The sequence below is a fragment of the Actinocorallia sp. API 0066 genome (assembly GCF_020991275.1).
GTDB lineage: Bacteria > Actinomycetota > Actinomycetes > Streptosporangiales > Streptosporangiaceae > Actinocorallia.
Genome location: NZ_JAJLQY010000010.1, coordinates 180,292 through 200,488, shown reverse-complemented (window position 1 = coordinate 200,488; position 20,197 = coordinate 180,292). Strand labels below are relative to the sequence as shown.

At 69.7% G+C, this 20,197-nt stretch carries 21 protein-coding genes; 18 read left to right on the top strand and 3 right to left on the bottom strand.

What is annotated here, in order from left to right; all coding sequences use genetic code 11:
- Positions 1–115: 115 nt before the first annotated feature.
- The 6 genes from dacB (at position 116) to folE (ending at position 7,158) form a co-directional block, all read left to right on the top strand.
- Entirely contained in the window at positions 116–1,471 is a 1,356-nt protein-coding gene (gene dacB, locus LO762_RS24350) for a D-alanyl-D-alanine carboxypeptidase/D-alanyl-D-alanine-endopeptidase (protein ID WP_230618318.1), read from the top strand.
- 205 nt (positions 1,472–1,676) lie between these two features.
- The gene (locus tag LO762_RS24345) at positions 1,677–2,792 is read left to right on the top strand and encodes a zinc-dependent metalloprotease (RefSeq protein WP_230618456.1); all 1,116 of its coding nucleotides are present in this window, start codon (positions 1,677–1,679) and stop codon (positions 2,790–2,792) included.
- Between the two features lie 81 nt (positions 2,793–2,873).
- Positions 2,874–3,866 (top strand): tRNA lysidine(34) synthetase TilS, encoded by a 993-nt coding sequence (gene tilS, locus LO762_RS24340; RefSeq protein WP_230618316.1) that lies wholly within the window; start codon positions 2,874–2,876, stop codon positions 3,864–3,866.
- Positions 3,867–3,879: 13 nt separating this feature from the next.
- Complete coding sequence (gene hpt / locus LO762_RS24335; protein WP_230618314.1) at positions 3,880–4,434, top strand: hypoxanthine phosphoribosyltransferase; 555 nt, start codon at positions 3,880–3,882, stop codon at positions 4,432–4,434.
- 151 nt (positions 4,435–4,585) lie between these two features.
- Positions 4,586–6,550 carry an ATP-dependent zinc metalloprotease FtsH gene (gene ftsH / locus LO762_RS24330; protein ID WP_230618313.1) on the top strand — a complete coding sequence of 655 codons (1,965 nt, stop codon included), beginning with the start codon at positions 4,586–4,588 and terminating at the stop codon, positions 6,548–6,550.
- A gap of 23 nt (positions 6,551–6,573) precedes the next feature.
- A complete protein-coding gene (gene folE, locus LO762_RS24325; RefSeq protein WP_230618312.1) occupies positions 6,574–7,158 on the top strand; it encodes a GTP cyclohydrolase I FolE in 585 nt (194 codons plus the stop codon).
- A gap of 58 nt (positions 7,159–7,216) precedes the next feature.
- Here the strand turns inward: folE and LO762_RS24320 are convergent, their stop codons facing one another.
- Entirely contained in the window at positions 7,217–7,489 is a 273-nt protein-coding gene (locus LO762_RS24320) for a WXG100 family type VII secretion target (RefSeq protein WP_230618310.1), read from the bottom strand.
- Positions 7,490–8,300: 811 nt separating this feature from the next.
- Here LO762_RS24320 and LO762_RS24315 point away from each other — a divergent pair.
- The 6 genes from LO762_RS24315 to LO762_RS24290 all read left to right on the top strand — a co-directional run bounded on the left by LO762_RS24315 (position 8,301) and on the right by LO762_RS24290 (position 12,791).
- On the top strand, positions 8,301–9,578 hold the full coding sequence (locus tag LO762_RS24315; protein WP_308104459.1) for an alpha/beta hydrolase: 1,278 nt from the start codon (positions 8,301–8,303) through the stop codon (positions 9,576–9,578).
- A gap of 639 nt (positions 9,579–10,217) precedes the next feature.
- A complete protein-coding gene (gene folP, locus LO762_RS24310; protein WP_230618306.1) occupies positions 10,218–11,015 on the top strand; it encodes a dihydropteroate synthase in 798 nt (265 codons plus the stop codon).
- Positions 11,008–11,436, top strand: a complete 429-nt coding sequence (locus LO762_RS24305; RefSeq protein ID WP_230618304.1) for a nuclear transport factor 2 family protein — start codon at positions 11,008–11,010, stop codon at positions 11,434–11,436. The genes folP and LO762_RS24305 overlap by 8 nt, the downstream gene beginning before the upstream one ends.
- Positions 11,423–11,782, top strand: a complete 360-nt coding sequence (folB, locus tag LO762_RS24300; RefSeq protein ID WP_230618302.1) for a dihydroneopterin aldolase — start codon at positions 11,423–11,425, stop codon at positions 11,780–11,782. The genes LO762_RS24305 and folB overlap by 14 nt, the downstream gene beginning before the upstream one ends.
- A complete protein-coding gene (gene folK, locus LO762_RS24295) occupies positions 11,779–12,330 on the top strand; it encodes a 2-amino-4-hydroxy-6-hydroxymethyldihydropteridine diphosphokinase (protein ID WP_230618300.1) in 552 nt (183 codons plus the stop codon). The genes folB and folK overlap by 4 nt, the downstream gene beginning before the upstream one ends.
- Positions 12,327–12,791: a DUF3180 domain-containing protein gene (locus tag LO762_RS24290; RefSeq protein WP_230618299.1), complete on the top strand. Its 465-nt coding sequence runs from the start codon at positions 12,327–12,329 to the stop codon at positions 12,789–12,791. The genes folK and LO762_RS24290 overlap by 4 nt, the downstream gene beginning before the upstream one ends.
- A 2-nt stretch (positions 12,792–12,793) precedes the next feature.
- Here the strand turns inward: LO762_RS24290 and LO762_RS24285 are convergent, their stop codons facing one another.
- Positions 12,794–13,939 carry an NADH-quinone oxidoreductase subunit D gene (locus tag LO762_RS24285; protein ID WP_230618297.1) on the bottom strand — a complete coding sequence of 382 codons (1,146 nt, stop codon included), beginning with the start codon at positions 13,937–13,939 and terminating at the stop codon, positions 12,794–12,796.
- An 84-nt stretch (positions 13,940–14,023) separates the two neighbouring features.
- Here LO762_RS24285 and LO762_RS24280 point away from each other — a divergent pair, with 84 nt between their 5' ends.
- Both LO762_RS24280 and LO762_RS24275 read left to right on the top strand, forming a co-directional pair.
- Entirely contained in the window at positions 14,024–14,563 is a 540-nt protein-coding gene (locus LO762_RS24280) for a PH domain-containing protein (RefSeq protein ID WP_230618295.1), read from the top strand.
- Positions 14,560–15,879 (top strand): PH domain-containing protein, encoded by a 1,320-nt coding sequence (locus LO762_RS24275; RefSeq protein ID WP_230618294.1) that lies wholly within the window; start codon positions 14,560–14,562, stop codon positions 15,877–15,879. The genes LO762_RS24280 and LO762_RS24275 overlap by 4 nt, the downstream gene beginning before the upstream one ends.
- Before the next feature lie 177 nt (positions 15,880–16,056).
- Here the strand turns inward: LO762_RS24275 and LO762_RS24270 are convergent, their stop codons facing one another.
- Positions 16,057–16,317, bottom strand: coding sequence for a chaplin family protein (locus LO762_RS24270; protein WP_230618292.1), 261 nt, complete (start codon positions 16,315–16,317; stop codon positions 16,057–16,059).
- A 219-nt stretch (positions 16,318–16,536) separates the two neighbouring features.
- Between LO762_RS24270 and LO762_RS24265 the strand changes: the two genes are divergently transcribed.
- From LO762_RS24265 to panD, 4 genes are all read left to right on the top strand, one after another.
- Positions 16,537–17,736, top strand: a complete 1,200-nt coding sequence (locus LO762_RS24265) for an SAM-dependent methyltransferase (protein ID WP_230618290.1) — start codon at positions 16,537–16,539, stop codon at positions 17,734–17,736.
- A gap of 285 nt (positions 17,737–18,021) precedes the next feature.
- Positions 18,022–18,918 carry a Rossmann-like and DUF2520 domain-containing protein gene (locus LO762_RS24260; RefSeq protein ID WP_230618288.1) on the top strand — a complete coding sequence of 299 codons (897 nt, stop codon included), beginning with the start codon at positions 18,022–18,024 and terminating at the stop codon, positions 18,916–18,918.
- Entirely contained in the window at positions 18,915–19,754 is an 840-nt protein-coding gene (gene panC, locus LO762_RS24255; protein ID WP_230618287.1) for a pantoate--beta-alanine ligase, read from the top strand. The genes LO762_RS24260 and panC overlap by 4 nt, the downstream gene beginning before the upstream one ends.
- On the top strand, positions 19,754–20,176 hold the full coding sequence (gene panD / locus LO762_RS24250) for an aspartate 1-decarboxylase (RefSeq protein ID WP_230618286.1): 423 nt from the start codon (positions 19,754–19,756) through the stop codon (positions 20,174–20,176). Before panC ends, panD begins: the two co-directional genes overlap by 1 nt.
- Positions 20,177–20,197: the final 21 nt, after the last annotated feature.

Sequence of the window (20,197 nt, the reverse complement as noted above, 5' to 3'; positions counted from 1 at the left end):
TTCCTCCGCTCGCCATGGTCCGAAGCTGCCGCGTTGATGCGTGGCTCATGGGGTGTTGTGTGTATACAAGGATCTCGCACTCACGTGGCAGACCTGGACGAGGGAGAGACGTGACATGGTGACCGTTGACCGGCCGGTGGCCGTGGTCACACTCTTCCTGCTCCAGGTCTTCGCCGTCAGCGCGAGCGCCGGTGTGGTGAAAATCACACCAGAACGGGAACTCTCCCCGCAACCGGCCGCGGTGGCCGAGCGGCGGGTCGTGGATCCCGGTGAGACAAGGCAGGTTACCGGTGCCGGGAAGATTCCCGGAGCCGCACTCGCCTCCCGGCTGGCGGCCCGCAACGCCGACGGCAAGATCACCGGCGTCGTCCTCGACGCCAGGACAGGCAGGACGCTCTTCGACGCCGGATCGACCAAGGCCGCCGTGCCCGCCTCCACCACAAAGATCGTGACCTCCGCCGCGGCGCTGGCCGTCCTGGACCCGGGCATGACCCTGCGGACCCGTGTCGTCCGCAAGGGCGACCGGCTCGTCCTCGTCGGCGGCGGCGATCCCACCCTCTCGTCCAAGGCCAAGCCCACCTCTTACCCGCGCCCCGCTTCCGTCGCCGACCTCGCGCGGCAGACGGCGGACGCGCTGAAGACCGAGGGCGTCGGCGCCGTCACGGTGGACTACGACGCCTCCCTCTACCAGGGCTCCGACATGGGACCGGGATGGAAGCCCACCTACGTCACCGAAGGCAGCGTCGCCCCCATCGCCGCCCTCATGGTGGACAACGGCAGGTCCGCGCCCAACCCGTGCGAGGGCACCGTCACCCCCGCCGACAACGGGCCGAAAGCGGCCACCCAGGCGTTCGCCAGGTACCTGAACCAGTACGGCGTCGCCACCACCGTCGGACGACCCGCCTCAGGCTCGGGCGGGCAGGACGTCGCCTCGGTCGACTCGCCGCCGGTCGCCGAACTCGTCGAGCACCTCATGCAGTGCAGCGACAACGAGGTCGCCGAGGCGATGGCCCGGCAGGTCGCCCTGAAGAAGGACCTTCCCGCATCCTTCGAAGGCGCCTCCCGCGCCGTCCGCGAGACGCTCCAGTCGCTCGGCATGGCCCAGGGCGTCGCCACCGTGGACGGCAGCGGGCTCTCCCCGCAGAACCGGATCACCCCGCTCGCGCTCGCCCGCCTCGTCTCCTTCACCGCCTCGGGCAAGCGCCCGGAACTCGGCACCGTGCTCACCGGCATGCCCGTCGGCGGCTTCAGCGGAACGCTGAGTGAACGCTTCCTCGGCATGCCGAGCGCGGGCCTCGTCCGCGCCAAGACCGGGACCCTCAACGGCGTCGCCACCCTCGCGGGCGTCGCCTATGACTCCACCGGCCGCCTCCTCTCCTTCGCGTTCATGGCCAACGACGCCGCCGACCTCGGCGCCGCCCGGGTGGCGCTCGACCAGCTCGCCGACACCGTCGTCACCTGCGCCTGCTGACCGCCGCGCCCGCCCGCACCCATCCTGCTACACCCGCGCTGACCTGCGCGGACGCCCCTGTGGATAACTCCGGCCGCAGGTTGTCCGGCGGGGCGCGGGGGAACGTCTGAGTGGTGCCGGGCGTTGGTCGCATACGGTGGAGCAAGAACGCGAGTGAGTCCTATCCGGGGTTCCGGTCCCGGCGGAGGGAGCGGGCGTGGGCGGGATGATCGACTGGGGGACGGCGGTCCAGACGGGGGCGCGCCTGGTGCGGCCCGGACCACAGGTCTCCGCCGAGGAGGCGCGCGAGGTCGTCCGTGAGCTGCGGGAGCTGTCCGCCGTGGCCCAGGAGCACGTGCGCGAGTTCACCCGGATGGACGTGCTGCCCGATCCGAAGCCCGCGACGGTCGTCGACCGCCCCGGCTGGATCAAGGCGAACGTCGACGGCTTCAGGGTCGTCCTGGAACCCCTCGTGGACAAGCTGTCCGAGCGCAGGCCGTCCGCGGGCCCCGTGGGCATCGCCGTCGACCTCGTGGGGTCGCGCGTCACGGGCATGCAGATGGGCGCGATCCTCGCTTACATGGCCAGCCGGGTGCTCGGCCAGTACGAACTGTTCCTGCCGCCCGACCCCTCCGGCCAGGCGCCCACCGGACGGCTCACCCTCGTCGCGCCCAACATCGTGCAGACCGAGCGCGAACTCGGCGTCGACACCCGCGACTTCCGCCTCTGGGTCTGCCTGCACGAGGAGACCCACCGCGCCCAGTTCACCGCCGTGCCCTGGCTGCGCGGCTACGTCCAGGACCAGATGACCAGGTTCCTGCTGGCGTCCGACATCGGCCCGACGGAGCTGCTCGACCGGATCAAGGACGCGGCCGAGGCCGTCGCGGACGCGGTCCGGGGCGGCGAGTCCACCCTCATCGACGCGATCCAGAGCCCGGAGCAGCGCGAGATCCTCGACCGGCTCACCGCCGTGATGACGCTGGTCGAGGGGCACGGCGACTTCGTCATGGACGCGGTCGGGCCCGGCGTCGTCCCGACCGTCGCGCAGATCCGCAGCAAGTTCAACGGCAGGCGCGGCGGCGGCTCCCGGCTCGACAAGACCATCCGCAGGCTGCTCGGCATCGACATCAAGATGAAGCAGTACGCCGAAGGCTCCCGGTTCGTCCGGCGCGTCCACGCGGAGGTGGGGATGGAGGGCTTCAACCAGGTGTGGGCGTCGCCCGAGACCCTGCCGACCCTCGACGAGATCGCCGACCCGTCGGTGTGGATCGCCCGCGTCGTCAAGCCCGCGCTGCCCGGCGAGGTGCTCTCGCTGGAGAAGCCGAACGGCACGGAGCCCTGACGCGCCGCCTCCCGGAAATGTCATCGGCCCGTGGCACGCTGGGTCCCGGCAGCACACGGCGCGCGTCGGCGGGAGGAAGCGGTGGGGCCTGATCCTGCGGTCGCCAGGGTGCGCTCGGCGGTGCGGGCGGAGCTGTCCGAGCTGTCCCGTGGCGCCCTCGTCCTCGTCGCGTGCAGCGGCGGGGCTGATTCGCTGGCGCTCGCCGCCGCGCTGGCGTTCGAGGCGCCGCGCGCGGGGCTGCGCGCGGGCGGCGTCACGGTCGATCACGGCCTCCAGGAGGGCTCGGCCGCGCGGGCCGCGAGGATCGTCGAGACGCTCTGGGGGCTCGGCCTCGATCCCGCGGGGTCCGTCGCGGTGGAGGTCGGCGCCAAGGGCGGCCCCGAGGCCGCGGCGCGCGAGGCGAGGTACGCGGCGCTGGACAAGACGGCAGCGGAGTTCGGCGCGGCCGCCGTCCTCGTCGGCCACACCCGCGACGACCAGGCCGAAACGGTCCTGCTCGGCCTCGCCCGTGGCTCGGGCGCGCGGTCGCTCGCCGGGATGCCCGCGCGCAGCGGCCTCTACCGGCGTCCCCTGCTCGGCCTGGGCCGGGCCGAAGTACGGCGTGCCTGCCTTGCGATGGACCTGACGCCCTGGGACGACCCGCACAACACCGACCCCGCCTACACCCGCTCCAGGGTGCGTGCCTCCCTTCTCCCCGCGATGGAGGACACGCTCGGTCCCGGCGTCACCGAGGCGCTGGCCCGAACGGCCGATCTCCTGCGCGCGGACGCCGAGGCGCTCGACGAGTGGGCGGTCCGGGCGCAGGCGGAAGCACGTGGCGTCGGCCACACCTACGAGGTGTCGGTGCTGGCCGGGCTGCCCCGGGCCGTCAGGGGCCGGGTGCTGCGCAGAGCCGCCGTGGAGGCGGGCTGCCCGGCCGGATCGCTGGCGGCGGTGCACGTCACCGCGATGGACCGGCTGGTCACGGCCTGGCACGGCCAGCGCGGCGCCGACCTGCCCGGGGGGATCGTTGCGTTCCGGAGGTATGGCAAGCTGCATCTTGGCCCGGCCGCAGCGGCGGGCCAGGGCCGCTGACGAGAGGCGTGGGGTGGACGAGAAGGACCTGGGAAATGACCTGTCCGAGGTGCTGATCCCGGAGGACGAGCTGCAGGCGAAGATCCGGGAGCTCGCCGGACAGATCGACGCCGACTACGCGGGGAAGGACCTTCTGCTCGTCGCGGTGCTCAAGGGCGCCGTCATGGTCATGGCCGACCTGGCGCGCGCGCTGAGCTCGCACGTCTCGCTCGACTTCATGGCGGTGTCGTCCTACGGGTCGGGCACGAAGTCGTCGGGCGTCGTGCGGATCCTCAAGGACCTGGACACCGACATCTCCGGCAGGCACGTCCTGATCGTCGAGGACATCGTGGACTCCGGCCTGACGCTGTCGTGGCTCATCGACAACCTGCGCACGCGGCAGCCCGCGAGCCTTGAGGTCTGCACGATCCTGCGCAAGCCGGAAGCGGTCAAGGCCGAACTGGACGTCAGGTACGTTGGGTTCGATATCCCCAACGAGTTTGTTGTGGGATATGGCCTGGATTATGCCGAGAAGTACCGGAACCTCCCCTTCGTAGGAACGCTGGCGCCCCACGTGTATGGCAGCTGATCGCGGGGAACATCCCGGTCCACCCGATCGTTGGCAAGACGCTGGGGAGATCGCTGGCTGCATGCCCTGCATCGTCCGGTGTACCTTCAGTAGCTAGCTTTCCGCAGACGTTGGTCAGGAGGGACGGGCCCCGCCCGGGGAATCCGCACATATGGACGTGAAGCGATACTTCCGCGGACCACTGCTGTGGGTCCTTCTCTTCGGTCTGCTCGCCGCGCTCGTGGTGTGGGGAATGAATCCCGGTCAGACCTACGAGAAGGAAGACACCTCCACGGTCGTCTCCGCGATCGAGAAGGGCCAGGTCAAGTCGGCGAAGATCGTCGACAAGGACCAGGTCATCCAGATCACCACCCACGACGGCAAGCACATGCAGGCCAGCTGGGTGGGCAGCCAGGGCGCCCGCCTCCAGACCCAGCTCCAGCAGCAGGTCGACGCAGGCAAGACCCAGTCCTACCAGGTCGAGGTGCCCAAGCAGAGCCTGCTGCTCAGCTTCCTGTTCAGCCTGCTGCCCCTCATCATCATCGTCCTCATCTTCCTGTTCATCATGAACCAGATGCAGGGCGGCGGCTCCAGGGTGATGAACTTCGGCAAGTCCAAGGCCAAGCTCATCACCAAGGACACCCCCAAGACGACGTTCGCCGACGTCGCGGGCGCCGACGAGGCCATCGAGGAACTCCAGGAGATCCGGGACTTCCTCCAGAACCCCGCCAAGTTCCAGGCGATCGGCGCGAAGATCCCCAAGGGCGTCCTGCTGTTCGGCCCTCCCGGCACCGGCAAGACGCTGCTGGCGCGGGCCGTCGCGGGCGAGGCCGGGGTGCCGTTCTACTCGATCTCCGGCTCCGACTTCGTCGAGATGTTCGTCGGCGTCGGCGCCTCCCGCGTGCGCGACCTGTTCGAGCAGGCGAAGGCCAACGCCCCGTCCATCATCTTCATCGACGAGATCGACGCCGTCGGCCGCCACCGCGGCGCCGGCCTGGGCGGCGGCCACGACGAGCGCGAGCAGACCCTCAACCAGCTCCTCGTCGAGATGGACGGCTTCGACGCCAAGGGCGGTGTGATCCTGATCGCCGCCACCAACCGTCCCGACATCCTCGACCCGGCGCTGCTGCGCCCCGGCCGCTTCGACCGCCAGGTGACGGTCGACCGTCCCGACCTCGAGGGCCGCAAGGGCATCCTGCGCGTCCACGGCCGCGGCAAGCCGTTCGCGCCCGATGTCGACCTCGACACCATCGCCCGGCGCACCCCCGGCTTCACCGGCGCCGACCTCGCCAACGTCATCAACGAGGCGGCGCTGCTGACGGCCCGCTTCGACCAGAAGCTCATCGACATGGCGACGCTGGAAGAGTCCATCGACCGCGTCATGGCCGGGCCGGAGCGCAAGACCCGCGTCATGTCCAACGCCGAGAAGAAGATCATCGCCTACCACGAGGGCGGCCACGCGCTGGTGGCGCACGCGCTGCCCAACGCCGACCCCGTGCACAAGGTGACGATCCTGCCGCGCGGCCGCGCCCTCGGCTACACCATGACCCTCCCGATGGAGGACAAGTTCCTCACCACCCGCTCGGAGATGAACGACCAGCTCGCCATGCTGCTGGGCGGCCGCACCGCTGAGGAGCTCGTCTTCCACGAGCCCACCACGGGCGCGTCCAACGACATCGAGAAGGCGACCACCATCGCGCGGAACATGGTCACCGAGTACGGCATGAGCGAGCGCCTGGGCGCCCGCAAGTTCGGCACCGGGCAGGGCGAGGTCTTCCTCGGCCGCGACATGGGCCACGAGCGCGACTACTCCGAGGACATCGCCTCCGCCATCGACGACGAGGTGCGCCGCCTGATCGAGGGCGCCCACGACGTCGCATGGGAGATCCTCACCGAATACCGGGACGTGCTGGACCACCTCGTGCTCGAACTCATGGAGAAAGAGACGCTCAGCAAGGAGCAGGTGCTCCAGGTGTTCGCGCCCATTCGCAAGCGCCCGCACCAGAACTCCTACACCGGCTACGGAAAGCGGCTGCCGTCCGACCGTCCCCCGGTCATGACGCCGAAGGAACTCGCGCTCAACGGCGCCAAGGACACCACGGTCGTCGAACTGCCGTCCGGGGAATCGGACGCATAGCGTCACCGCGTAGAGTGTCCGTTATGAGTGCTTCCCCGGAGTTCGATCACGCGCGGATCGAGAAAGCCGTACGCGAGATCCTCTACGCGATCGGTGAGGATCCCGACCGTGACGGACTCCGGGCCACCCCCGCGAGGGTGGCCCGGGCCTATGCCGAGCAGTTCGCCGGCCTGGCCATGGGCCCCGAGGACGCGCTGACGACGTCCTTCGAGGCCGATCACGACGAGATGGTGCTGGTCAAGGACATCGAGCTGTACTCGACCTGTGAACACCACCTTGTCCCGTTCCACGGGGTCGCGCACGTCGGATACACCCCGGGGGAGAAGGGGCAGATCACGGGCCTGTCGAAACTGGCCCGCCTTGTCGACGTCTACGCGCGACGCCCGCAGGTTCAGGAGCGGTTGACCAGCCAGGTGGCGGACGCGCTGATGGAACACCTCGACCCGCGGGGCGTCATCGTCGTGATCGAGGCGGAACACCTCTGCATGACGATGCGCGGAGTACGCAAGCCGGGGGCCAAGACCATCACTTCCGCGGTCCGTGGGGATTTCCGTAAATCCGCGGAAACGCGCGCCGAGGCGATGAGCCTCATTCTCGGCCGTTCCTGACCGCGCACGCCCTCGTGGAGCAGGGGGACTCCTCCACGAAGACGCCGCGTACGGTCTTTCAGCGGGTCGCCGCCTCGATGTTCGCCTGCGAGCGGCGGATGTCGCCGGCGCCCTCCTCAAGGGCGACGGCCATCCTGTCGAAAGCGGATTTGGCCTCCGCCCACGCCGCCCGGAAACGGTCGGCGCCCGGACCCCACCAGATCTCCGAGGACCCGACGGTACGACCGTTCAGATCCCTGATCAGGCTGTCCAGGTTCCGGGAGTGTTTGGAGAAGAGCCGCGACAACTCCTCCATCTGCCCCAGATTCCCGCCGCGCCGATCCGCGCCCATGGACGTCAGTCCTTTCCGTGGAAGACCGATTGGCCAAGACTTTAGGCCGTCCCGGAGAATCCCGCCGCCGCTTCGTCGCCTTGTGTGGAAAAGTCACCGCTGTCCCTGAGTAATCCGGGCCGATCGGTCATTCGAGCGTGCCGCTATTTCCCCAGCTGTCCTGAGGTAGCGGCACTGATACCTGATATCCGGCGGAAACCCGAGAAATGCGCTTTCGCGGGGCCGTCGGCGCCGTCCGCGGCCGGTCAAGGGGACGGTTCGGGCGGGTGCGGGTTCGGGCAAGTAGGGGACGTGCGGGCCCGCAGGTGCTGAGGATGGCTTCCGGCGGGTGAGGGGCGCCCGCCGGGAGGGCTGCATGGTCACGGGCGAACTGGTGCGGCGGGCCGGGGCCGGGATCGCGCGGGAGGGCGCGCGGGCCGGGGCCGCGGCAGCCGGGATCTACCGGCTGCTGGGCTCGGACGTGCTCGTCGGGCCCGCCGGAAGCGCCCTCCACACACGCGTCGCCGACCGGCACCGGGACGTCCGCAGAGCCGTCGGGGACGCCGCCTACCGCGCCGACGAGGTGGGACGCGCCCTCACCCCTCCTGTGCGTGTCCCTGAGCCCGCGCTGCCCGCTCCCGGGGCCGGGCCCTCCTCGCGCCCCGGCGTGGCCGAAGGGTCGCCGTCCGGGATCGCCGAGCTCGTGCGCGTCCTGGACCGTGCCGCGCGGACCTGGATCTCCGTCGGCGAGGAGATCTCCCGCCTTCTGACGTCGCTGGGCGCCCCCTCCGGGCCCGGTCGGCGCATCGCCCGCGCAGGCGCCGACCTGCGCGTGGAACTCCCCGACCTGCGCCGCCGCCGCGACCTCCTCAAAGCCGCCGCCGACCCCACCCGACAAGAGTGGATCAAAGCCTCGAACGCCCTGATGAAAACCCTCATGGGCGAAAACCACTCCCTCTACACAAGCCTCATCAATTCCGGCCTCCACCCGATGGACATCCCCGTCCACGACCCCCAGGCCGCCGCCACCTGGTGGTCCCACCTCACCCCCCGCCAACAATCCCTCTACACCCGAGCCTTCCCCTCCACCATCGGCTGGACCGACGGCCTCCCCACCCCCGCCCGAGACAAAGCCAACCGCCAAACCCTCACCACCCGCCTAACCCACCTGGAATCCCTACCCCCCACCCACCAAACCCCTTTCGAAACCCGAGACCTCACCCGCCTCAGGCAACTTGTGGGACAGATTGAAAGGCTCGAAGGTGGCGGCCTGAAAGTGAGATTGATCGGATTTGATTCGACAGTGCCTGGAGAATGGGACTCATTTGGAGGTGGGGGATTGAAGTTCGGACTCAGGCTGAGTGCCATCTCTGATGGTCTTGATGGGCCTGACGGTAGGTTGATCCTGTCTATCGGAGATCCGGACAGTGCGGATAATGTTGCCGTTTACGTTCCTGGAACGACGGCACAGATAGATAGTATTCGGGGGGATCTAGACAGGGCGGCAAATCTGTGGCGACGTAGTGTGAAATATGGATCCGGATCCGTTGCGACTATCGTCTGGCTTGGCTATGACGCTCCAGACACGATCCTGAAGGATGCTCCGGTGGATAAGTACGCTGAGGCAGGTGCTCCGAAACTGCTTCGATTCATTGACGGGCTTCCGGCTGGTTCCAGCAAGCATGTTACTGCAATAGGGCATAGCTATGGCTCAGTTGTGATCGGTGAAGCTGCTATTCGCGGCGACCTCAAAGTCGATGAGGTGATTGCTGTGGGGAGTCCTGGTATGCATGTAGGCGAAGCAAAGGATCTCGATGTTAAGCCTGAGAATGTGTGGGTCATGGCGGCGACTGGGGATCCTGTTCCTCAGATAGGTCGGTTCACTCATGGTGGTGCTGCCATTAATGGGGTGTCGGTAGTTCCGCAAGTTCCTTCAGATGAAGGATTCGGTGCTAATATTCTCGCGACGGATACAAGAGGTCATAGTGCCTACTGGGCAGAAGAATCACAAAGTCTGGACAATCAGGCAAAGGTGATTATGGGCGGTCACTTTACACCCGAGCAATCAGACGACCCGGTTCTTGCCGAGAGGCCAAGGCTCTATAGATGACCAACTGTGCGGTACCTATAAAACTGTCCTTGCCAGTCGTTGTCTTGTTCGGAACTATGGCGTGTTCGAATCTTGGGTCCATGATAAATGATTTTGAAGGGCCGCTTCCGACTGCTGCTCCGGACGTGGTCGCGGAAGTTCTTCGCGGGTATGTTCGACAGGTCGAGGAATCTATGGGCGATGGGCTCGTCTTGCAGAGCCCTGTAATTGCGCCTGTCTCCTGTTCGGAATCTATGGCTATGGATGTTCCTGGCGCAGAGTCTCGTAGTGAGTCGTGGTATCCGAGCTACTCGCCATTTCGTGAGACCGTCGATACTTTTGTTGTCGTCGGTGACCGGGATCCGGCAGTCGTGCTCTCCGGGCTCTCTCAATCACTTGCTGATCTAGGCTGGACTCGGGTGTCCAACAATGGTAATCGGCGCGAATATGTCTTCAATGCGCCGACAGTTGGGTATGGTGCATCATTCGAGATAATTGAAGCTAGCAATAAAAGAGGCGTACGCATTGGGGTTAATGTGGGGTCTGGGTGTTTTCGGGTGCCGGGGGTGGAGTAGGGGAGGGGGGTGGGGGAGGAGGGGGAGGGCTTAGGGTGGGTGTATGAGGGTTCCTGGGCTGCCTGATGGTGATCGGTGTTTGGTCATGGGGGTGGTGAACGTCACTCCTGACTCCTTCAGTGATGGGGGGGAGTGGTTTGATCAGGAGCAGGCGGTGAAGCATGGGCTTGAGTTGGTGCGGGACGGGGCCGACATCGTCGACGTGGGTGGGGAATCGACGCGGCCCGGGGCGCAGCGGGTCTCGTTGAAAGAGGAGCTGCGGCGGGTGCTGCCCGTGGTGGCGGGGCTGGTGGGCGAAGGGGTGCCGGTCAGCGTCGACACGATGCGGGCCGAGGTGGCGGAAGCGGCGGTGGCGGCGGGCGCGCGGCTGGTGAACGACGTGAGCGGCGGGCTCGCAGACCCCGACATGGCGCAGTTCGTCGCAGGGGCGGGGGTGCCTTACGTGGTGATGCACTGGCGCGGCCACGGGCACGAGATGCACACCCGGGCCCAGTACCGGGACATCGTCGTGGACGTCCAGAAGGAACTCAGGGCACGGGTCGAAGAGGTCATCGGCCAGGGGGTCGCGCCGGAGATGATCGTGCTGGACCCGGGGCTGGGGTTCGCCAAGCAGCCCGAGCACAACTGGGAACTCCTCGCCGTGACCCGCGAACTCAGCCGGGACTTCCCGGTGCTGATCGGCGCGTCCCGCAAACGGTTCCTCGGCAAGCTCCTCGCCGACGCCGACGGCCGCCCACGCCCGTTCACGGAATGTGACGACGCGACGGTCGCCGTCAGCGCCATCGCCGCGCTGGAGGGGGCCTGGTGCGTACGGGTTCACAACGTCAAGGCGAACGCGGACGCGGTACGGGTGGCGGCGGCCGTAGGCTCAGCGCGTGGATGACGCCGCAGCGGTAGAGGCCGCGAATGCCAGGTTCTATTCGGCTTTTGAGAACGGTGACCTGGACCTCATGCACGAGGTCTGGGCGGACGGGGACTTCGCCGAGACGCTCACCTGCGTCCACCCGGGCTGGTCGATGCTGCGCGGGCGCGACGAGATCATGCGCTCGTGGGCGCTGATCATGGCGAACACCGCCTACATCCAGTTCGTGCTCACCGACGTGCGGACCGAGGTGCGCGGCGACCAGGCCGTCCTGACGTGCGAGGAGAACATCCTCACGGCCGACGAGGGCGAGGAGGGTTTCATCGCCGGGGGAAGCGTCGTGTCCACCAAGGTGTTCGTACGTGATGAGGGCCGCTGGCGCCTGTGGGTGAACCACGGTTCGCCGGTGCTCGACGGAACGGACGACGATGGATCGGATTGAGCTGCGCGGGTTGCGCGCGCGGGGCAACCACGGGGTGCTCCCGGCCGAGAGGGAACTCGGACAGGAGTTCGTCGTGGATGTTGTGCTGGGCCTTGACCTGCGTCCGGCCGCCGAGAAGGACGACGTTTCCCTTACCGTCCACTACGGCGAACTGGCCACGTCGCTCGTGGATGTCGTGACGGGCGAGCCCGTTGATCTCATCGAGACCCTTGCTGAGCGGCTCGCCGATGTGTGCCTGGCCGATCTGCGGGTACGCAGCGCCGAGGTCACCGTGCACAAGCCTGCCGCACCGATCCCCCACCCCTTCGCCGACGTCGCCGTCACGATCTTCAGGAGCCGCGGATGAGCGCACACGACGATCCCACCGTCACCGGCGGCCACATGCTGTCCGACCACAGGGTGGTGCTGTCGCTGGGCAGTAACCTCGGTGATCGCCTGGACAACCTCCAGGAGGCCATCGACGCGCTCTTCGACGCGCCCGGCCTGACGCTGAGGAGGGTGTCCGGCGTCTATGAGACAGCCCCGTGGGGCGGTATCGAGCAGGACGACTTCCTCAACATCGTTGTGGTCGCCACCACCCGGCTCGCGCCTATGACGCTGCTGGACAGGGTCCTGTCTATCGAGGAGTCGATGCGCCGGGAGCGGGTGATCCGCTGGGGGCCGCGCACCCTCGACATCGACATCGTGTTCTACGAGGGCGTCACGTCTGACGATCCGGTGCTCTCGTTGCCGCACCCGCGCGCGCACGAACGGGCGTTCGTGCTCGTCCCGTGGGCGGAGGTGGATCCTGACGCGGTGCTGGAGCCGCACGGCCGGGTCGCCGACCTCGCGGCGGTGATCACCGATCAAGTCGTCACCCTGCGTGACGACCTGGCCCTCCAGTTCCCCTCGTGAAGCCGTCGCGTCCGGCGGTGCTGCTGGCGCTGGTCGTCGTCCCGGCGCTGGCGGTGTGGGTGGTGTTGCGGCTTTTCTACAGCACGCTGCCGCCGCTGCCGTGGACGGCGGTGCCGACGTTCCTGCTGCTGGCGGTCGGTGAGGTCTTCAGCGGGGTCAGCACCCGGAACAAGATCCTGCACAGGTCGGCGGCGGAGTCGGCGCGGCCGGTCGATCCGCTGAGCGTCGCCCGGATGGCGGTGCTGGGCAAGGCGAGCGCGCACGCCGCCGCCGCGCTCGCCGGTGTTTTCCTGGGCTTCGTCCTCTTTGTCGCCGGGGATCTGGACAAGCCGACGCTGCGGCACGACTTCTTCGTCAGTGCCGCGACGGCGCTTTCCGCCCTCGTCCTGACGGGCGCCGGCTTCTTCCTGGAATGGTGCTGCCGCATCCCCAAGGGCAAAGACGACAAAAACCCCAGATAGCGCTATTTGTCGACATCTCCGACCACAAAAAACATGCTGCCGAGGATGGCGATCATGTCGGAGATGAGGAGGCCCCTGAGCATTTCGGGGAGTACCTGGATGTTGTTGAAGCTGGCGCTGCGGAGTTTGAGGCGCCACGGGGTCTTCTCGCCGCGGGAGACGAGGAAGTAGCCGTTGAGGCCGAGGGGGTTCTCGGTCCAGGCGTAGGTGTGGCCGACGGGGATCTTGAGGATCTTCGGCAGCCGCTGGTTGATCGGGCCCGGCGGCAGGTCGGCGAGCCGGTCGAGGCAGGCGTCGGCGAGGTCGAGGGAGACGCGGGTCTGGTCGAGGAGGATCTCGAAGCGGGCGAGGCAGTCGCCCTCGGTCCGGGTGACGACGGGCACGTCGAGTTCCCCGTAGGCGAGGTACGGCTCGTCGCGGCGCAGGTCGAAGTCGACGCCGGACGCCCGCGCGATGGGCCCGCTGACCCCGTACTGGAGGATCTGCTCGCGGGTGAGCACGCCCACGCCGCGCGTCCGCGCCCGGAAGATCTCGTTGCCGAGGATCAGGTCGGAAATGTCGCTCAGCCGGGACCGGACGAGGGCGACGGCCTGGCGTGTCCGCTCCAGCCAGCCGTACGGAAGGTCCTCTTTGAGGCCGCCCACCCGGTTGAACATGTAATGCAGGCGTCCGCCGGAGACCTCCTCCAGCACCCGCTGAATTTCCTCGCGCTCGCGGAACGCGTAGAACACCGGAGTGATGGCGCCGACCTCAAGCGGGTAGGAGCCGAGGAACATGAGGTGGTTGAGGACCCGGTTCAGCTCGGCGAGGAGCGTGCGCGCCCACACGGCCCGCTCCGGCACCTCCATGCCCAGCATCCGCTCGGCCGCGAGCACGACGCCCAGCTCGTTCGCGAACGCCGAAAGCCAGTCGTGCCGGTTGGCCAGCACGACGACCTGGCGCAGGTCGCGCACCTCAAAGAGCTTCTCGGCGCCGCGGTGCATGTATCCGATGATCGGCTCGCACGCCTCGATGCGCTCGCCGTCCACGGTGAGCCGCAGCCTGAGCACACCGTGGGTGGACGGGTGCTGCGGTCCGATGTTGAGGACCATGTCCTCGGTCGCGAGCTCCTTGGCGCCGGCTCCGATCCCGACAGTGCGCGTCTCCATGGAGGCCATGGTGACAGACGGCCGCGCGCGGTGCGCGGGCGCGGCGGTGTCCAAGCCGGGGCGTTTCGGGTTGACTGGGGCGCGATGAACGAGCAGCCGCAGATGATGCCGCCGGAGCCGTACCGCCAGCGCAGCCGCGAGGAGGCGTTCGGGCCGCCGGACGGCACGCGCTGGTGGCCGCTGTCGCCGCGCTACCGGTGGTACCGGCGGCTGGTGGCGGCGCTGGTGGCGGCCGCCGTCGGCCCGGTCGGCGCGTTTGTGGTGGCGCGGTCGGCGGGCGACGTCGGGGTGCTGCTGTGGGTGCTCGCCGTTGTCATCGGGCTGGTGCTGGCGTGGGTGGCGGCCGAGCAGGAGTACCAGGCGTGGGGGTTCCTGGAGCGCGCGGACGACCTCGTCGTCACCTCGGGGGTGTTCGGCAGGCGTGTCGTGATCGTGCCGTACGGGCGGATGCAGTTCGTCGACGTGACGTCGGGGCCGCTGGAGCAACTGCTCGGGCTGGCGACGGTCCGGCTGCACACCGCCGCCGCGACGACGGACGCGCGCGTCCCCGGCCTGCCGACGGCGGTGGCCGACCAGCTGCGCGACAGGCTCGCGCGCCGCGGAGACCAGGGGTCGGGCCTGTGACGCCGTACTTCACGATGGCGCCGCGCGCGGCCTGGCCCGCCGTCGGGGCGCGCCGCCTGCACTGGGCGACGGCGCCGCTGCGCGCGCTCACCATCTTTGTCGTCTACTTCGTGTTGTTTGGGATGTGGGTGCTCGTGGTGCCTTCCGGGGACGGCACGGTCACCATCCCGGTTGTCAGGATCGTCCTGTTCGTCGCGCTGTCGGTGCCGGTCGCGCTGGTGGCGGGCGGTGTCGGGCTGTGGCACTGGTGGGCGCTGCGGTACTGGATCGAGGGCGACGACCTCGTGGTGGACACGGGCATCGTGCGCAGCCGGATCCGGCGGATCCCGCTGTCGCGGACGCAGGGTGTCGACGTGGTACAGCCGCTCGTAGGCAGGGTGCTGGGCCTCGCCGAGGTGCGGGTGGAGCTGGCGGGCGGTGCGTCGGCGGAGATCGTGCTGCGGTATCTGGGGGAGCGGGAGGCGCGGGCGCTGCGCGCGGAGCTGCTGGCGCTGGCGGCCGGGCTGCCCGCGCACACGCCGGAGGCGCCGGAGCGGCCGTTCGGCAGGGTGACGCTGGGGATGCTCGTGGCGTCGCTGCTGCTGCGGATCCCGGTGCTGCTCGCGGTCGCCGCGTTCTTCGCGTTCGTCGTCTTCGGGATCGTGTTCGGTGAGCTGGGGGTGCTCGCCGTCGCGGTGCCGCTGCTGCTCGGGCTGCTTCAGGGGGTGGTGGCGCCGCTCGTGCGGTTCACCGAGTTCGCGATCGCGGTCGCGCCGGACGGCATCAGGCTGCGGTACGGGCTGTTCGAGACGCGGGTGCAGACGATCCCGCCGGGGCGGATCCAGGCGGCGCGGGTGACGGAGCCGCTGATCTGGCGTGTTTTTGGATGGGCGCGTGTGGAGGTGACCGTCGCGGGGTACGGGGGTGACAGGCAGGCGCTGTCGTCGACGCTGCTGCCGGTGGGGCCGCGCTGGGCGGCGTTCGCGCTGGTGGCGGAGTTCTTCCCCTCGCCCGCCGAGGTGCCGCTGACCACCGGGCGCCGAGAGCACGCCGCGGCGGGGGCGTCCCGCGAGGTGTTCGTGACGCGTCGGGGGTGGGCGTGCCGGACGTGGGACGTCGTGGCGTTCGCGCGGGCGCAGTCGGTGCGGTTGACGGCGACGCCGTGGCAGCGGCTGCGCGGGCTGGCGACGGTGCACGTCGACGTGCCGCCGGGTCCGGTGCAGGTCGCGGCGGTCGACCGGGATGTCGTGGAGGCACGGGAACTCGCAGACGAGACGGTGGTGCGCGCGGCGCTGGCACGGGCGGGCGCGGCGACGCCCGAACGCTGGGCCCGCTGACGGCGGGCGCGCCGACGTCGGGCGCGCTGACGGCGGGCGCGTGAGAGATCGGGTGGCGAGTGCGTTGGCGCGTGGAGGCCGGGTGGGTCGAAAGTCTTGGTGGCGGGTCAGGCGGCCTGGGTGGGAACGCGAACGGCCGGCGGTCCCGTGGGGACCGCCGGCCGTTTCACGAGCGACTTAGAAGTCGTTCTTGACGGCGACGCCGCTGTCGGTGCAGGAGCCGCTGGCGATGCCCAGGACCGCGATGCCGTTGCCGCAGAGGTTGACCGGGATCGAGATCGGCGCGATCAGCTGGATGCCCGTGAGGAGGCCGGTGTTGTTGTTGTTCTCCGGGCCGTCGTTACCGCCGTTCGAGGCGAGCGCCTGGGCGGAGCCGCCGAGGACACCGAAGGCGGCGAAGGCGAGCAGGCCGGTACCGGCGATTTTCTTGAGCGACATTGAAGGAGATCCTCCTGGTACGTGGACGAAGCATCGGAGCAATGCCGCCCCGAACTCTCACGTGGAGTAGTTATTCAGCTACTCGCCGGTAGTGGGTCGCTAATTCGAGCACGATTACCCGATCGGGGGGCAAGGATCACCATCCCTTTACCTTCCGTGGTCGATATGTCACAGGATCTGGTGGGTCCATGGCGACACGGGTGTGTCACGCTAGGCCGCGTGATCGGGTGGCGCGAGGCGATGGAGGGGGCCCTGTACGGGCCCGAGGGGTTCTACCGGACGCAGAGTCCGGAGCGACATTTCCGGACATCGGTGCATGCGTCGCCGCTGTTCGCGGAGGCGCTGGCACGGCTGCTCGTCGCCGTCGACACGGCGCTCGGCGGGCCCGCGCGGCTCGACTTTGTGGACATGGGCGCGGGCGACGGGACCCTCGCCGAGCGCGTCCTCGCCGCGGTGCCGCCCGGGGTGCGGGAGCGGACGCGCGCCGTGGCCGTCGAGGTGGAGCTGAGCGCGCGCCGCGAGGTGGACGGGCTGGTGTGGGCGACGGCGCCGCCGGAGCGGATCACCGGGCTGGTGATCGCCAACGAGTGGCTCGACAACGTGCCCCTCGACGTGGTCGAGCGCACGCCGGACGGGCCGCGCACCGTGCTGGTGGACGGCCGGGGCCGGGAGGCGCTCGGGCCGCCGCCGTGCCCGGAGGACCTCGCCTGGCTGGAGCGCTGGTGGCCGGACGGTGACCGGGCCGAGGTCGGCAGGGCCAGGGACCTCGCCTGGGCGGGCCTGGTGGCCGCGCTGGAGGCCGGGGTCGCCGTCGCCGTGGACTACGCGCATGACGCGACGACCCGGCGGCCGACGCTCACCGGGTACCGCGACGGCCACGTCGTCACGCCCATGCCGGACGGGACGTGCGACATCACCGCGCACGTGGCCCTCGACTCCGCCGCCGAAGCCGCCCGCGCCGTGGCGGACGCCCGGCGGGCCGACCGGCCCGAAGGGAACGCCCGCGACGTGGCCGGGCGGGCCGACGGGCCCGGAAGCGGGGTCCGCGCGGGGGCCGTCTCGGCGGCCACCAGGCCGGCCGGCGAGACGGCCCCGACGTCTCCTGGCCGGGACGCCTCGGAGGCGTGCGGCGTCCCTGCCACGCCCTCCCCGTGGGCGTCGCTGGAGACGGTGCTCACCACGCAGCGTGCGGCGCTGCACGCCCTGGGGGTGAGCGGCGCGCGGCCCTCGCGAGAGCTCGCGGAGGCCGATCCCCGGCACTACCTGCGGATGCTGGCGCGGGCCGGGGAGGCGGCCGAGCTGACCGACCCCGCGGGGCTCGGCGGCTTCGGCTGGCTGATGCAGTCCCGAGGGGTCGAGCTCGACATGGGCGCCGAGTTCGGCCCCGGGGGCGACCGCCGTCCGGACTTGACCGGGTGAGCACCAGGGCCGCCCCGAGCGAGCGGGGGAGCACCGGTAGGACGGCGGCCGCCAGGACCCCTGAATCCTTCGTCCGGAAGATCCGCGTTAGGCGCCTCCCTTCACCGTGTGTGATGGTTGTGTCGCAGGAACAACCTTGGCCCGTGGGACCCACGGGCCGCTATGGCGCCGAGGCGACCTTTTGCTGACCACGGGTCAGGGCGGGTGTCAGGAGAGCCGCTCCGGGGTTTGGGTACCCTTGGCTGTCGCAACCGTCCGGTACCCCTTGCGAGGACTGGAACGTTCATGAAAACGCCTTCTCAGCGACCCGGCAGGCTCCGGATCGGGGTGGTCGGCGCGGGCCGTGTGGGCGCGGTCCTGGCCGCCGCCCTGGCGCGCGCCGGGCACTCCGTGGTGGCCGCGTCCGCCGTCTCCGCGCGGCAGCGCGCCGAGGCGCTCCTGCCCGGTGTGCCCTTCGTGCCGCCCCAGGAAGTGGTGGAATCCGCCGATCTGGTGCTGCTGACCGTCCCCGACGACGAGCTCGCGGGGTTGGCCGCGGGCATCGTCGCGGCGGGTGTGGCGGTGCAGGGCAAGCTCTTCGCACACGCCAGCGGACGGCACGGCTCCGGCGTCCTGGAGCCCCTGACGCGGGCCGGGGGGCTGCCGCTGGCGCTCCACCCGGTGATGACGTTCACGGGCCGTCCCGACGATCTGGCGCGGCTGGCGGGGATCTCGTTCGGCGTCACCGCGCCGGGGCCGCTGCGCCCGATCGCCGAGGCGCTCGTCGTGGAGATGGGCGCGGAGCCCGTCTGGATCGAGGAGGAGAGCCGCACCCTGTATCACGCTGCTCTGGCGAGCGGCTCCAATCACCTGGTGACGCTCGTGGTGGAGGCCGCCGAACTGCTGCGTAAGGCGGGCGTGGCGGAGCCGGGCAGGATGCTCGGGCCGCTGCTGGGGGCAGCGCTGGACAACGGCCTCAGGCTGGGCGGCCAGGGGCTGACCGGGCCCGTCGCGCGGGGCGACGCGGGCACCGTCGCCGACCACGTCGCCGCGCTCAAGGCGGCGGAGCCCGACTCCGTCGCCGCCTACCTGGCGCTGGCCAGGCGTACCGCCGATCTCGCGCTCGACGCAGGGCTGCTCAAGCCGGAGGCCGCCGAACGGCTGCTCGGCGTCCTGTCCGACTCCCCGGAGGGATCACCATGATCGTCCACACCGTCGCCGAGCTGCGCGCGCGCCGCCGCGCGCTGCCGGGTTCGGTCGCTTTTGTCCCCACGATGGGGGCGCTGCACGATGGGCACCGCGAGCTGATCAGGACGGCGCGCGAGGCCGCCGACCACGTGGTGGTCAGCGTCTTTGTGAACCCGCTCCAGTTCGGCGAGCAGGCCGACCTGGACCGCTACCCCAGGACGCTGGAGGCGGACGCCGCCGTCTGCGCCGCCGAAGGGGTGGCACTTGTCTTCGCGCCTTCGGTCGACGAGGTGTATCCGAGGCCGCTTGAGGTGTCGGTGAGCACCGGCCGGATGGGCGAGATCGTCGAGGGCGCGGCGCGGCCGGGCCACTTCGACGGGATGGCGACGGTCGTGGCCAAGCTGTTCGGCATGGTCCGTCCCGATCTGGCGTTCTTCGGGCAGAAGGACGCGCAGCAGCTCGCGATCGTGCGGCGGCTCGTCGCGGATCTCGACTTCGGCATCGAGATCGTCGCGGTGCCGACGGTCCGGGAGCCGGACGGGTTCGCGCTGTCGAGCCGCAACAGGTTTCTCTCGCCGGAGGAGCGCAAGACGGGGCTCGCGCTGTCGCGTGCCCTCTTCGCCGGACGGGAGGCGGTCTCGGAAGGGCCGGAGGCCGTCCTGGCGGCCGCTCAGCCCGTCCTGGACGAGGCGGCGAAGGCGGAGCCCGCGCTACGCCTGGACTACCTCGTGCTCGCCGATCCGGCGACGTTCACCCCCGTCGCGCCCGGACATCGCGGTCCGGCTGTCCTCGCCGTCGCGGGCCGCGTCGGCGCCACCCGGCTGATCGACAACCTCCCCCTGGAGTTCTGATGTTCCGCACCATGTTCAAGTCCAAGATCCACCGGGCGACGGTCACCCAGGCCGACCTGCACTATGTCGGGTCCGTCACGATCGACGCCGATCTGATGGACGCCGCCGACCTGCTGCCGGGCGAGCAGGTCCAGATCGTCGACATCACCAACGGGGCGCGGCTGGAGACGTACGTCATCGAGGGGCCGCGCGGCACCGGGGTGATCGGGATCAACGGCGCGGCGGCGCACCTGGTCCACCCCGGCGACCTGGTGATCGTCATCAGCTACGCGGCGATGAGCGACGCGGACGCGCGGGCGTTCAGCCCGTCGGTCGTGCACGTGGACGGCGCGAACAAGATCGTGCTGCTGGGCGACGATCCGGCCGAGCCGGTGCCGGGGACGGACACCCGCCGTCCCGACCTCGTGGCCCAGGACGTCTAGCGGGCGGGGCGCGGGTTCGCG

What these genes read in the sequence shown, in the direction of transcription:
- dacB (WP_230618318.1), top strand. Translation starts at nt 116, where the DNA reads ATGGTGACCGTTGACCGGCCGGTGGCCGTGGTCACACTCTTCCTGCTC.
- panD (WP_230618286.1), top strand. Translation starts at nt 19,754, where the DNA reads ATGTTCCGCACCATGTTCAAGTCCAAGATCCACCGGGCGACGGTCACC.
- folK (WP_230618300.1), top strand. Translation starts at nt 11,779, where the DNA reads ATGAGCGCACACGACGATCCCACCGTCACCGGCGGCCACATGCTGTCC.
- LO762_RS24270 (WP_230618292.1), bottom strand. Translation starts at nt 16,317, where the DNA reads ATGTCGCTCAAGAAAATCGCCGGTACCGGCCTGCTCGCCTTCGCCGCC.
- folB (WP_230618302.1), top strand. Translation starts at nt 11,423, where the DNA reads ATGGATCGGATTGAGCTGCGCGGGTTGCGCGCGCGGGGCAACCACGGG.
- LO762_RS24285 (WP_230618297.1), bottom strand. Translation starts at nt 13,939, where the DNA reads ATGGAGACGCGCACTGTCGGGATCGGAGCCGGCGCCAAGGAGCTCGCG.
- ftsH (WP_230618313.1), top strand. Translation starts at nt 4,586, where the DNA reads ATGGACGTGAAGCGATACTTCCGCGGACCACTGCTGTGGGTCCTTCTC.
- LO762_RS24260 (WP_230618288.1), top strand. Translation starts at nt 18,022, where the DNA reads ATGAAAACGCCTTCTCAGCGACCCGGCAGGCTCCGGATCGGGGTGGTC.
- LO762_RS24280 (WP_230618295.1), top strand. Translation starts at nt 14,024, where the DNA reads ATGAACGAGCAGCCGCAGATGATGCCGCCGGAGCCGTACCGCCAGCGC.
- folE (WP_230618312.1), top strand. Translation starts at nt 6,574, where the DNA reads ATGAGTGCTTCCCCGGAGTTCGATCACGCGCGGATCGAGAAAGCCGTA.
- panC (WP_230618287.1), top strand. Translation starts at nt 18,915, where the DNA reads ATGATCGTCCACACCGTCGCCGAGCTGCGCGCGCGCCGCCGCGCGCTG.
- folP (WP_230618306.1), top strand. Translation starts at nt 10,218, where the DNA reads ATGGGGGTGGTGAACGTCACTCCTGACTCCTTCAGTGATGGGGGGGAG.
- LO762_RS24320 (WP_230618310.1), bottom strand. Translation starts at nt 7,489, where the DNA reads ATGGGCGCGGATCGGCGCGGCGGGAATCTGGGGCAGATGGAGGAGTTG.
- LO762_RS24345 (WP_230618456.1), top strand. Translation starts at nt 1,677, where the DNA reads ATGATCGACTGGGGGACGGCGGTCCAGACGGGGGCGCGCCTGGTGCGG.